This is a genomic window from Flammeovirgaceae bacterium SG7u.111 (assembly GCA_034044135.1).
Taxonomy (GTDB): Bacteria; Bacteroidota; Bacteroidia; order Cytophagales; family Flammeovirgaceae.
The window spans coordinates 6,376,272-6,389,604 of sequence record CP139021.1; the positions used below are offsets into that span (position 1 = coordinate 6,376,272).

The following is a 13,333-nucleotide window of genomic DNA, read 5'->3' on the forward strand; positions in this document are numbered from 1 at the left end:
TATTACACTCCAAAAGCAGTATCAGAAATGATACTGCTTTTTTTATCTCTTATAAATCAACTTTTCATTATGAGTTTTAGAATGAAAGTGTATTAAATATGTTACTTTAAAACAAAGAACTTACATAAGGAAGGGAAGAACCTTTCGTTATGTATCCAACCCAAATAGCTTTGTCCTGCTCCTACATAATAACTGTAGATAAACACTCATTTCTCTCAAAAAATTACTTAGACGTAACTAGCCCAAAACCAAAGAAGAATAGTTTTTGGTTAAATAAATTCAATCTGAAAATAGACATAGTTTAACCCCTATATTGTGATGACGAAAAAAAATCTTTTCATTAGCCTAGCCCTTCAATTTGTGGTTTCATTGAGCATTTTGGCCCAAGGAACAAAAACCGTAAGCATCAACCCTAATATTCCAGCCCAATACACCGATATCCAATCGGCTCTTGATGCTGCCGATGCAGGAGATACATTATTTATCCACCCTGCCAGTGATAGGTATGATGGCGAAGATTCCATTTTCATCACTAAACCACTAGTTCTGATTGGCGGAGGAATCTACAACGATTCATTAGAATATGGCGGTTTAGAAACAAAGTTCAATAGAATAGTACTTACTGGAGCTGCAGATAATTCTACTATAGCTAACATGATGATCGAGCGATTGGTCATACGAGACTCGGTTGTTGCAAACACTACTTTTGATGGTATAACTATTACCAGTAATTATATCAATAGAATTGATCTTTTCAGTACAGATAGTGTGTTTTCAAGCTCCGATTTTGTCATAAAAAACAATATCATAAAGCTGGTCTTTTTCAATGCTTGGGAAGCTATAGAAGGAGATGTAAAGCTCGCCATAGAAAACAATATCATCGGACAAATTGCCAATGGGAATGGTGATGAGTTCTCTATCAGAAACAACATTTTCAACCCTGCTATTTTTGGGGGAACAGCCTTGTTTAATGTAAGCGGAGCTACTATTTTCAACAACATATTTTACGGTTATACCGAAAAGAGAGGCATAGGTACCAAGTCGTGTAACAACAACATATTCGATTATAACCTAACCCAAGAAACAAATGATGACCTTTCGGGGGGAACAGACAATGTATTTGGCAGTAATAATATTGAAAACACCAACCCGCTTTGGGTATCAAGGTATAGCTATTTTAGTAGTTTAGATAATATCATGCGTTCTAATTTCGAACTGCAAGAAGGCTCACCTGCCAAAGACAGTGGAAGTGCTGGGACTAATATTGGACTTACAGGTGGGCGTTTTCCTTTTAACCCTCGAGTTCGTTTTGGGTATCCCCACGTTCGTTCTATTGAAATAAACAATCCTGTTTTGGGAGCTGACAATGTATTGAAATTCACCATTGAAGGCATTTTCCCTAACTAATTTTTTTGCTAACAAATGAACAAACTTAGCATGGAAAAAATAGTGCAAACGAAACAAGGATTGATGAGGTACTTAATTATTTTACTTTTAATAGGGTTTTCAGGCTTTGCAACAGCGCAAGAAATTGTGGAAGCTGAGTATTTTATCGATACCGACCCTAGTGTCGGCAAAGGAACTTCTTTATCAATTCCTTCGCCTGCAGATACCGTGGAACAATCTTTTGACATCAACCTCAACGGACTTTCCAAAGGTTCTCACCTCTTGGTAGTGAGGGTAAAAGATGGAGAAGGGCATTGGAGCTTGAGTAAGCAATCTAGGTTTTATGTAGAAGAGAGCTACGAAACTCCGAAATTGCCAACAATAATTGCTGCCGAGTATTTTATCGATACCGACCCTGGGGCAGGAAATGCTACGGCAGCTTCTGTAGGAACTACTTCAGATGATGTGCAAATAGATGTAGACTATGCGCTAAGTAGCCTTTCTGCGGGAAAGCACCATTTGTGCGTGAGGGTGCAAGACGAGAAGGGAAATTGGAGTATAGGGAAATGTGTCCAGTTTTATGTAGAACCTACTTACACCCCAACTACTCCAGATACTTCAACCATTGTGGCAGTGGAATATTTCATTAATTCGCCTGACCCCGGAGTTGGTAATGCTACTGCTATTGATGTACCTACTCCAAGTCAAAATATCTCTGTTGAAGGAGAGCTTGATCTAACTACTACTAGCTTAGATATTGGCAGACATCAATTTTTAGTAAGGGTGAAAGACAGTAGGGACAGATGGAGCTTACTCAATGTTCGACCATTCGACTATTGCTCACCAGAAGGAGTAATTGGCGGCTTTGAACATACCCTCGTCGACAATGTACTTTCCATTACCGATACTAGCCGAAATGCTGTTTCTTACATTTGGAATATGGGTGACGGTGAAGTAATCAAAGATACCTTAACTTCTTATACCTATTTATCGGGAGGTGTGTATGAAATGTCTCAAATAGCTTATAGCTTTTGTGGGTCGGATACCACTTATAAAACAATCACTGTGAACACCCCTATGGTTGCTGATACAATCAAAAGTATGACCATAGATGAAGATGCCGGAAGAGTTGTAGTGAGCGAGGATTTAAACCTGAATTTCACCGATCCAGATGGTGACCCTTTTACATTTACTGCTATTGCAGGCAAGGAAGATAAACTCATAGCTACTGTAGAGGAAAACAAACGTCTGGTGTTGTCTACTATAGACAATCAGAATGGCAAAGTCTCTGTCAAAATCACTGCTGAAGCTGGAGGAATTTCGTATATACATGCTTTTACAGTCACTATAGATTCTATCAATGATATCCCATACTTGGTTACACCTATAGATGAAGTAATTTATGATGAAGATAGTGGACCTAGGATTGTAACTGACCGGTTGGAAAACCATTTCAAAGATTATGATAATAACGGACAGTATTTTGACTCTTTGGCAATGAGATACAGACGTAATCATTTAGACTTTACAGCCGAGTCAGATATCCCTGAGCTAACTCCCGTTATTTTCAACAATGATAGTTTGATAATAGAAATGGCGGAGGATTTTAATGGAGAGGGTTATATTACTATTACCGCTACCGATGATAGCCTCACCTCATTGAACTATACGTTTAAGGTGACCATTCTGCCTATTATGGATGCTCCAAGGTTATTACTTCCCATCAAATCAATAGTGGAGAAAGAAGATCCGGGTGTAGTAGAAATTGTTGAAAACCTAAATACAATGTTCATCGAACCTGATGGTGAGTCTATGGTCTTTACCATTTCAAGCGATAATCCTGATATACAACTTACAAAATCGGCAAACACAGTTACCTTGAATGTTACCGAGAATTATCATGGCTCGGCAAATGCTGCTATTAGTGCCAATGATGGCACCTTTACCACTGTCGATTCATTTAGGGTAGAAATTCTTCCAGTCAACGACAAACCGCAATTTTCCAACTTAGGAGACTTAGCTATTTGCCCTGAATCCCCACTCCAGATAAATCTTATTGAAAAGGTAACAGATGAGGAAAGCCCTGTTAGCAGCTTGAGCCTTTCGGGAAGAATCCTTTCCTCCTCTTCGGCATCTGTAGGGAAAAATGAACTTACTATGGAAATTGATGAAGTAGGAACCCTTACTTTAAATAGTACAGCCATTACCCCAACGGATTTTCTGATAGAGTTAAGCGCCAAAGATCCTCAAAATGCTACGGGGAAAGATACCATCACTGTTCAGAAATATGGATCAACCTTCACTCAATCAAATGATACACTAATTGCCAGTGAAGGGGAAAGTTACCAATGGTATTTGAGCGATGACCCGATAAGTGGTGCAACGAGGAAAACGTTGGTAACCAAAGGTCTTGGAGAATATAAAGTTGCTATCACTACCAACGGCTGTACGGTTATATCTGATACACAAGTACTAACAGGATTGGAAGACGACTTGCTAAAAGCCAATACGCTAGTTTACCCTAACCCTACAACTGGAGTCTTTTCTGTGCAATATTCCTCAAACTACCTTGGAAAAGTAAGTGTCAGGGTATTTGATACAGTGGGAAAAACCATCTTTTTAAACAGTTCTGTAAAAAGCCACAGCCAATTCAATTTATCAGTAGAACTTCTTAATGATGCGGGGTTATACTTAGTGGAAATAACAACAGATAAAGCTAAGGCTATAAAAAGAATTATAGTGAATTAGGTTATTCTTACAACCAACTAAAAAGGGCAGACTGAATTTATCAGTCTGCCCTTTTTAGTTTCATCCGAGCCTAAACTCAAATTAAGTATCTAGATTTCAAAATCATTTTCTTCTTTATGTACTTTAGGATAAGGAATCAGGTTTATATCTGCACCGGAATCTTCGGCATAATCTTCTCCTATCTCCAACATGTCCAGGTCACCTTCCTCGTAATACCAGTTAATTGTGATATCACCATAACGGTGCTTCTTATAGTCTACCAAGGACTCAATAATTTCATAAAACGCCTTCGCTGATGCAGTATTGAAGTAAGACATCCTGAAATCCATCACTATGGTTCTACCTGGTGTTGTCAAATATTCCTCTAACCATTTAAATATTGGTTCAAAAAACTCCCAAGTATACTCATGGTGAGACTCACCAGAAATTTCATGGTGGTTGGAAACTGGATTTAACTCTATTTTCGGAATAAATTCCTGTGTGCCATCAATATAAAATTTTTCCATATCGGTTTAAAACTCAGTTTTAAAAATCAGGGGACTATCAATTTAGGTAATTCTAGTGGGAAAACCTTCTTGTATATAGCCAACGGGCTATATTAATCTTCATTACCTTTAAACGTTATTATTCTCCGAAATTATTGACAGGAAGGTAAGATGGGAGGAAATTTAAGTAAAACACCTATTTTTTTATCATTTTGATCAAATCTGATTCGATATACCAATCCCTAGCAAGATTTAATAAAGCGGTTGCTTCCATTTCACTAATGTAACCTTTTCTATTATTGGCATCCCAAACCATACTCAGATAAGATAGCCTAGTCTCTTTGTCAAACTTGTTCATTTGAACACTAAGATATTCCCTCGCTCTTTCAAAAGCAGTGTAATAATCTTCCGCTATAAAATCATAAGCCCATTGTAACTCCTCATGGGCATGAAGATTTTCAGCAGTATCAACTAAAATTTTGCGCTCGTCCTCATCTAATCCATGATAGTGGAAAATAACCGATTTGAGTAGTAAATAAGCTTTTTTTTCGTCACTTGTCATGGCAACAACTCTTGTTTACAGCGAGTAAATATACGATTATTTCAAATAAGGCATGATGTGAGAATGTTTTTTATTGAAATAGCCATCACATCAAACTTCACCCAAAACGATTAGGCTTGTAACTATTTTGGGTGAAAGGATTTAATTTATATTCAGAATTAAACTTTTTCCTTGAAATATGCTAATGTTTTTTCTAACCCTTCTGAACGACCTACCAACGGCTTCCAATCTAAAATACTTTTTGCCTTAGTAATATCTGGACAGCGCTGTTTCGGGTCGTCTTTAGGTAAATCTTGGAAAATCAGTTTACTCCCTGATCCTGTTAACCTCAATATCTCTTCAGCAAAATCTTTTATAGTAATCTCACTTGGGTTTCCGATGTTAACCGGTAAATGATAATCACTCATAAGTAACCTGTAAATACCTTCTACCAAATCAGACACATAACAGAAGGAACGGGTTTGACTACCATCACCAAAAACAGTAATATTTTCACCTCTAAGCGCTTGTCCCATAAAAGCAGGCAATGCCCTTCCATCATCAAGTCGCATACGTGGGCCATATGTATTGAAAATCCTTACCATTCTTGTCTCCAGACCGTGGAAACTGTGGTAGGCCATAGTGATCGCTTCTTGAAACCTTTTAGCTTCATCATAAACGCCACGAGGTCCTACAGAATTGACATTACCCCAATACTCTTCCTTCTGTGGATGAACTGTAGGATCACCATATACTTCAGATGTCGAGGCCACTATAATTCTCGCTTTTTTTGCCCTGGCCAACCCTAATAGGTTATGAGTTCCCAAAGAACCCACTTTTAGGGTTTGAATTGGCATTTTAAGATAATCTATTGGGCTTGCTGGAGAAGCAAAATGTAATATATAATCGAGTTCTCCTGGCACGTGCACAAACTTGCTCACGTCGTGGTGGTAAAATTCGAAATTTTTGAGTGGAAACAGGTGCTCAATATTGTCAAGGTTTCCTGTAATTAGGTTGTCCATACCAATTACATGAAATCCTTTATCGATAAACTTATCGCAAAGGTGTGAACCTAAAAAGCCGGCCGCACCGGTAATGAGAACTTTCTTCATTTTAAAAGAATATATTAATAATAACTTAAAATATAGTTTAGGCTAACCTTCCACTAAGTTTCGACCAATTGATGCGTAATAAAACCCTAATTCTCTCATCTCTTCAAGATCATATAGATTTCTACCATCAAAAATTACTTTTTCCTTAAGCAACTCTGCTACTTTTGAAAAATCAGGAGTTCTAAAAAGAGACCACTCAGTGGCAACAATAAGTGCATCTGCATCTTTTAGAGTATCATAATGATCTTTTGAATAGACAATTTTATCACCTAATACCTTTTGTACATTCTCCATCGCTTCTGGGTCGTGGGCAACTATCTCTGCACCAGCTTTGACCAACTCATCAATAATATAAAGAGCAGGCGCTTCCCTTATATCATCAGTATCAGGCTTAAATGCTAATCCCCACAATGCAAACTTTTTACCTTTCAAATCATCTCCAAAGTAGGACTTTATCTTGGGCACTAAAATAGTTTTCTGCTTATTATTAACATCCATAACAGATTCTAGAATCTGAAAGGCATTTCCATGTTCTATACCCGATTTGGCCAAGGCAGATACGTCTTTGGGGAAACAGCTACCTCCATAACCAATACCTGGAAAAATGAACCTTTTCCCTATCCTTGCATCTGTACCAATCCCTATCCTAACTTTATCTACATCTGCCCCCACTTTCTCACAGAAATTGGCAATTTCATTCATAAATGTAATTTTGACAGCCAAGAATGAGTTTGCAGCATATTTAGTAAGCTCGGCAGATTTCTCATCCATAAAAATAATAGGATTTCCTTGGCGGACATATGGTTTATACAAAGCAGCCATAAGTGCCTGAGCTGTATCCGAAGAAGTACCAATAACAATACGGTCAGGCTTCATAAAATCTGAAACGGCAAACCCTTCTCTCAAAAACTCGGGGTTTGATACTACATCAAATTTGTGCTTTGCATTTTTTGCAATAGTAGCATGTACCTTGTCAGCTGTTCCTACTGGCACAGTACTTTTGTCCACAATCACCTTGTAGTCTTCCATAATGTGCCCAAGCTCATTGGCTACACCCAGTACATAAGACAGATCAGCCTCACCATCGCCTCCAGGAGGAGTCGGTAATGCCAAAAAGATAACCGATGCATGATCAACAGCTTCTTTCAGGTTTGTAGTAAATTTTAACCTTCCTGCCTTAAGGTTTCTTTCAAAAAAAACGTCGAGGTTTGGCTCATAAATCGGCACCTCTCCCGCTTTCATTTTTTCAACCTTTTCATTGTCAATATCAACACAAATGACATTATTACCAGTTTCTGCAAGGCACGTTCCTGTTACCAATCCTACATAACCAGTACCTACTACTGCTATATTCATACTATTAAAAATATATAATTAAATAAATTGGATGCTAAAATTGTTGCTAATATAGGGTAAGAAAATTACCTGATCCATCTATGGGCATGAAAGTTCAGAAAATGTTATGCTTAAACATATTTTTTATTAGCTTATCACAACATGTTTTTTAGCTGTAGAAGAGATTATTATTCAAAAAGCTCATCGTGAAAGCACCATAAATTTTCTCTTGATACTTTTTTTATCAGCAATATACTGACCCACAAGCCCATCAAGTACTTTTAGGGGAAGTGAGCCATTTCCTAAAATGAAAGAATGGAATTCGAGGGGATCAAAATCTTGCTTTAGCTGAAGCTGAGTTTTTCTTTTCAGTTGCTGAAAAAATAAATAACCTCCTAAGCAAGAGGGGGCACGCCCAGGGGCTACAATACAAGCATCTACTTGCGCTTCCGCTTCCTTTAAGCCCACACCTGTTTCATTTTGGAAAAAAGCTATTGCTTCTTCCCTAGTCATTTGGTGAAAATGAATCCTGATATCTACTACAGCTTTTGCCGCTTCTATCAATAGCTCTTGCAAACAAGCTATTTTCTCAAAATCATTTTTAGGTAGCCCTCTATCCATTGCAAGCTCTAGCCCATAGAGCGACCAACCATCCTGGTAAGCTCCAAATTCAATAGCTCGCCGGAAAGTAGGCAAAGTTTCCCGTGACTTTTGGACGGTCAACTGAAAATGCCTTCCTGGATAAATCTCCCTGTACATAAGGGCAGGAAGCTTATACATCGCCCAACTAGTAGAATCATTTTTCAGATAAAAACTTGCTTCTCTATAGCTATCCAAACTACTTGGGTAATAATATCCCCCAGTTGGGTAGCTATCTAAATAAGACGGCATTTGATTAAACAATACTGTAGAAGTTCCCACTAAAGGCAGCATTTTACCAAATTTAGATTTGGCAATAGCGACCCTGTTCTTACAAAACTCTGTTACTTTTTCAAAACTCATCCCCTTCGCATTGGCACTCCCTATTTTCTTTTCTAACCTCTCAAATACCACTTTCATAGTAATTTCGGTTGTAAAAGCCTCATCGCACAACTCTTTTATAGCGAATTGCCTACTTTCCATTTCCTCCAAAGCCATCAACTCAAGGTCTGGCACTAGGGTATCATAAGTCAATTTTTCATTCAAAAGGTGCATATAATACACATCACCATCCGTGTATTGCCATATTCCTACTTCCTCAGGAGCCTGTGTCCTCAGTGATTTCAACTTGTTTTTTAGCTCCTTAAAAGCCCGGTAGGTATTATCCTCTACTTCAATTTTCGCTTCCCACCTCAACTCTACCTTTGCCTCTTCAGGCATTTCTTCATTTTGGGCAAGCTTGAACATAAAGTCTTTAAAAAACAAACTTTCAGTTGGCTCTGGCGATATTATCGTATCAATTTGCGCAAGCATCAAGTCTATGATATGTTTTGGAGGCAACGCATCGTACACTTCCCGCACCATTAGTTGCTCTATTAGCTGGTCAATTTTAGTTGGAATCACCGAAAGCCTAGCCAAGTAATTCTCCGCATCTTCGAGATTGTTGATAATCTGAACTTCATGAAAAAATAAAGGAAGCTGTACATGCAAACCTGTGAGATGATTGGTAGGAGTTTGATAGTGAGGAAATTGTTGTTGATAAAGCTTTTGTTTGATATAATGATCCAGCACTATGGTAGAAAGTAGCTGGGACTCATCCTGTTCATATCGCTTATAACTCCGTAGCATTTCAAAATTGCGGGTAAGAACCTTTAAGTCCCGACCAAACTGACTGGTAGAAATATCATCGAGGTACTTTTCCGAATCACCCAAACCTAGCTCTGCAACATGTAACCGACTAACCAGCTCGGGTTTTTCCAAAGCATATTCCATGAACATCCTCTCAAAAAACAAGTCGATGGAAAATGGTTTGTACCAAACCAAATTTATCGCCCAAACCCCTAGGCATAAGATGCATGCTGCCAATATTCGAATAACTATTCGCCGAAGCTGTGCTTTGCGATAAATGAACATAAAACTGATTTCTTCCTTTTTTAATGAATCAACTTAGGAACGAAAACGAAAACAGGAACGTATGGGGCAAACCCTCCAAAGAAAAATTAGGCATAAAAAAAGCCAGCTGAAGTGCTGGCTTTCACATAATAATAAATATTTTTATTATAAAAGGAAGTACAGTACAGCTGCAAAACTTATCGAAATCAACATTTCAAGTAAACCTGCTCCTACATTCCTATCCTCCGCTATTTCTTTGCTCAAATCAGATTTCGGTATAATAAACTTATCGAAGAAGAACCTTACAAAGAAAATATAAACTAAAATAAGGGCTACATCCCAACCAAGGGTTGACAAATGATCTGACCAGCTCTCGAAGTCACCAGAAATAGCTTTCATGATAATAATCCCTATGGCGATAAGCCCACCCGATAGTGACAGACCTGCCGCCAAGTTATCTTTTTCTATTTCATCGTGGAAAGAATAAGGCGTGAGCTTTTCGTAAATCCAAGCAAAGATTATCAAGATGACCTGCCCTATAAAATAAAACACTACTGCCGACAACACTCCTCCTCCTTCGCCATGAATAGCTCCAGCTATTACCAGCCCTGCTGATATATACGAAGCAGCTTGCACTACTCCCGTACCTGGGTTTTTATCTTCTATAATTTCCTTATTGGTGGAAAACTTGTATAAAACCAGTTTATCGTTAATAATCCGGGCTAAATTGAGCGCCACCATACCTCCTAAAGCGTAACCTCCTACAGCTATTACATCATTCACTACTCCAGTTCCCGGACCATCTACAGCACCTAAGAAAATGATGGTAATACCTAAAAAATACCCTGCAAGCACTACTGCAACAGCAACATTATCTTCTTCAGTTAGCTGATGATTGAGGTTATAAGGCGTGGTAAGGTCAAAAACTAGTTTTGAGACCACAAAAACAACCACATATACAATGAGAAGACTGATAGCACTTAGGTATTCTTCTGGAATACTATTCAAAAAGTCCATTATTTTATAGTTAGAGGATGAATAAATTAAGCTTGAAAAAATTTAGGCATAAATTAAGGGAATAGTTCTACAGCCACAACTTTTGAGTGAGAAAAATAATAATTGAGAGGTAAAGTGGCTCCAGAGATAACTTTATCTTAGGCAGCATGCTTAGGTATTTTTACAAAAAAACGGCTTCCTTTATTTATTTCGCTTTCGCACCAAACCTCACCTTTCATTGCCTCTACATACTTTTTCACAATTGCTAGACCTAGCCCTGTAGAAGTCTCACCTCCTGTGGGCTTATTTGACAATTTGGCATAGCGGGTAAAAAGCAAGTTTTTTTCCTTTTCAGAAATCCCAGGTCCCTGATCTTCCACTTCAAACAAAACTGAATCACCTTCTGCCTGTGCCTTCACCCTTATTTTCGACCTCACTGGTGAAAACTTGATTGCATTTGAGCAAAGGTTCTCGAGCACTTGTAAAAGGTAGTTCTCATCTGCAGCACATGCTAGCCCTTCTTGTACTCTCACTTCCAAATCCATTTCTTTTTTATGGACAGGCTCGTGGGTATTTTGCCTCAGGTATTTCAATACCTCACTTACATCAACGTGATCAATATGCAAGTTTATCTTTCCTTCATTTATCGCTTCTACATCCAAAACACGGTTTATTCGCTTAGTCAAAATTTCTGTCGACTGCGTGGCTATGGTAAGTAATTGGTCGGTTGAAGCTTTGTCTTGTCCCATTTGGATCAGAGCCAATACACTTCTTATTTGGTTGAGGGGGCTTCGCAAGTCATGCGCCACCATCGCCATTATATCATCTTTTTCCTTATTCAGCTTCAGCAAATTCTCATTCTGAGTCAATATTTGGCTTTGGGCCGTCTCAATTTCCTCTTTCTGCTCTGTAAGCAATTCCTTTTGTTGGGAAAGCCTATCAGATATCGTTTTGTATTTTCTATACAAACGGAAAAGCACTGCTATAAGGATAGCGAACAAAACCACTCCTGACCCTAGAATATAATTCAGTTTCCTTTGCCCTTTCGCTAATTTAAGCTGGGATTTTTTTTCCATTTCAAGCACCTGAATCTCTTTGTCTTTCACTTCGAGCTCAAATTCCTTTCGCAACACATTCAACTGCTCCACAGACTGCTGTTTGAAAATACTATCCTCTATAGCATAATGCTCTTTCAAATATTTTAAAGCAGGCTCAATCTGACCAAGGCTTTCATAATTTTCAGAGATTATCTTTGTCAGGTCACTTAACCGTTCAAATTGAGACAGCTCACCTGCCATATTATACCCTCTCATCGCAAATACATTGGATACATTAAAATCTCCTGCCGACTTATAAAGTTTAGCTTTAGCCTGATAATTATTGGCCACCAATTCGTTGTTCTCAAACGATATAGCAATCTCCTGCGACTTATCTATAAAGTACAAGGCAGAGTCGAAATTATTAGCAGCCAAGTGTATTTCCCCCAAGTTATGCATAGCAGCGCTAATACCATATGTGAAAGAAGTATTTTTAAATTGTTTGAGAGCATAATGCATATCATCAAAAGCCTCGTCATACTTTCCTAAATCTCTCTTTAACAACCCTCGATTAACTCTTGCTATAGCAACACCAATAGAATCACCCCTAGCTATAGATGATTCTATTGCCTTATCATAATACAACAGTGCTTTATTATATTCACCTGATTTTTTAAAAACTACCGCAACATTATTGATCGTTTTCCCATACATATCTTCATCTCCCAACAACTTATAAATATCCATGGCCTCTAAGTACAGTTCTAACGCATTAGTCTCTCTGCCCATATTATTATTAGCAGTACCCTTTTTATTCAAAATATCTGCATACAATAGTGAATCACTGTTTTGAAGGGCTGTATATGCAGCGGTATCTAAATACTTTATACTTTGAAAATAATGGCTTTTGGTAGCTAAATGGCTACCTAACGTATAATAAACCTTCGCTTTTGTATTGAGTTTGACTTCAATATTTGCAGATTCTTTTTCTAACAAATTAAAATAATAAATACTACTGTCGGCTTCTCCCGCATCTTGAAAAGCCACAGCTTTATCTTTTATCGAAAGGATATAAACATCCCCATTCCCTTCCATTTCAGCCGACGATTGAGCTAGTCGCAAATATGCAAGAGTGGAATCTAGATCTTTCCCCCAGTATTCATCAACAAGCTTAAAATAAAGTTCACTTTTCAGCTCAGGATTTTTTGCCAACTCGCCATGTAGCGAATCTATTTGGCAAAGGGCAATTAGGCTACTAAAACTCAGTAGCATGAGGAGCAATATTTTTTTCATTGGTATGCTAGTAATATTAATTTCTGAATAGTAGAAGTAGCCATTACGTGTGGGCGGCGGCTAAACTATTCCTATTCAAATAGAGTGACAATATCGTAGATAAATCTAAAAAAATCTTGATTATTTTAAATAAACAGGACAGAAACTCTTAATAAATCTTAAGAAAAGGCTTGTGTTCATTAGCTTAAGAGAAAAAGTCTGCATCTAGCGCACAATTAACTGCTACACGTCCATTCCAATAATAGAAACATAATCTTTGATTGACTTTCTTCCATGTGGTTGAAAAGCTAAATTTACAACCGCTTAAAACATAAAGTCAATACAAAATTCTCATTTTCCAAACTTAGTTTGTACCAAGCGTGTCATGAA

At 37.9% G+C, this 13,333-nt stretch carries 9 protein-coding genes; 2 read left to right on the forward strand and 7 right to left on the reverse strand.

All coding sequences use genetic code 11. The features are described 5' to 3' along the window. Positions 1 to 318: 318 nt before the first annotated feature. Positions 319 to 1,407 (forward strand): hypothetical protein, encoded by a 1,089-nt coding sequence (locus R9C00_24735; GenBank protein WPO34905.1) that lies wholly within the window; start codon positions 319 to 321, stop codon positions 1,405 to 1,407. Positions 1,408 to 1,422: 15 nt separating this feature from the next. Then, positions 1,423 to 4,134 (forward strand): T9SS type A sorting domain-containing protein, encoded by a 2,712-nt coding sequence (locus tag R9C00_24740; protein WPO34906.1) that lies wholly within the window; start codon positions 1,423 to 1,425, stop codon positions 4,132 to 4,134. Positions 4,135 to 4,223: 89 nt separating this feature from the next. Here the strand turns inward: R9C00_24740 and R9C00_24745 are convergent, their stop codons facing one another. The 7 genes from R9C00_24745 to R9C00_24775 form a co-directional block, all read right to left on the reverse strand. Continuing rightward, positions 4,224 to 4,640: a DUF1987 domain-containing protein gene (locus R9C00_24745; GenBank protein WPO34907.1), complete on the reverse strand. Its 417-nt coding sequence runs from the start codon at positions 4,638 to 4,640 to the stop codon at positions 4,224 to 4,226. Positions 4,641 to 4,815: 175 nt separating this feature from the next. Next, entirely contained in the window at positions 4,816 to 5,181 is a 366-nt protein-coding gene (locus R9C00_24750) for a hypothetical protein (GenBank protein WPO34908.1), read from the reverse strand. Positions 5,182 to 5,339: 158 nt separating this feature from the next. After that, entirely contained in the window at positions 5,340 to 6,272 is a 933-nt protein-coding gene (locus R9C00_24755) for a UDP-glucuronic acid decarboxylase family protein (protein ID WPO34909.1), read from the reverse strand. 42 nt (positions 6,273 to 6,314) lie between these two features. After that, entirely contained in the window at positions 6,315 to 7,628 is a 1,314-nt protein-coding gene (locus R9C00_24760) for a UDP-glucose/GDP-mannose dehydrogenase family protein (protein WPO34910.1), read from the reverse strand. 180 nt (positions 7,629 to 7,808) lie between these two features. Continuing rightward, the gene (locus R9C00_24765; protein WPO34911.1) at positions 7,809 to 9,659 is read right to left on the reverse strand and encodes a DUF885 domain-containing protein; all 1,851 of its coding nucleotides are present in this window, start codon (positions 9,657 to 9,659) and stop codon (positions 7,809 to 7,811) included. Between the two features lie 144 nt (positions 9,660 to 9,803). Then, positions 9,804 to 10,655, reverse strand: a complete 852-nt coding sequence (locus R9C00_24770) for a DUF350 domain-containing protein (GenBank protein WPO34912.1) — start codon at positions 10,653 to 10,655, stop codon at positions 9,804 to 9,806. A gap of 137 nt (positions 10,656 to 10,792) precedes the next feature. Beyond that, positions 10,793 to 12,964: a tetratricopeptide repeat-containing sensor histidine kinase gene (locus R9C00_24775; GenBank protein ID WPO34913.1), complete on the reverse strand. Its 2,172-nt coding sequence runs from the start codon at positions 12,962 to 12,964 to the stop codon at positions 10,793 to 10,795. Between the last annotated feature and the right edge of the window lie 369 nt (positions 12,965 to 13,333).

Bases quoted from the DNA above. Each gene is read 5' to 3' on its own strand.
- R9C00_24735 (WPO34905.1), top strand. From the start codon at position 319: ATGACGAAAAAAAATCTTTTCATTAGCCTAGCCCTTCAATTTGTGGTT.
- R9C00_24740 (WPO34906.1), top strand. From the start codon at position 1,423: ATGAACAAACTTAGCATGGAAAAAATAGTGCAAACGAAACAAGGATTG.
- R9C00_24745 (WPO34907.1), bottom strand. From the start codon at position 4,640: ATGGAAAAATTTTATATTGATGGCACACAGGAATTTATTCCGAAAATA.
- R9C00_24750 (WPO34908.1), bottom strand. From the start codon at position 5,181: ATGACAAGTGACGAAAAAAAAGCTTATTTACTACTCAAATCGGTTATT.
- R9C00_24755 (WPO34909.1), bottom strand. From the start codon at position 6,272: ATGAAGAAAGTTCTCATTACCGGTGCGGCCGGCTTTTTAGGTTCACAC.
- R9C00_24760 (WPO34910.1), bottom strand. From the start codon at position 7,628: ATGAATATAGCAGTAGTAGGTACTGGTTATGTAGGATTGGTAACAGGA.
- R9C00_24765 (WPO34911.1), bottom strand. From the start codon at position 9,659: ATGTTCATTTATCGCAAAGCACAGCTTCGGCGAATAGTTATTCGAATA.
- R9C00_24770 (WPO34912.1), bottom strand. From the start codon at position 10,655: ATGGACTTTTTGAATAGTATTCCAGAAGAATACCTAAGTGCTATCAGT.
- R9C00_24775 (WPO34913.1), bottom strand. From the start codon at position 12,964: ATGAAAAAAATATTGCTCCTCATGCTACTGAGTTTTAGTAGCCTAATT.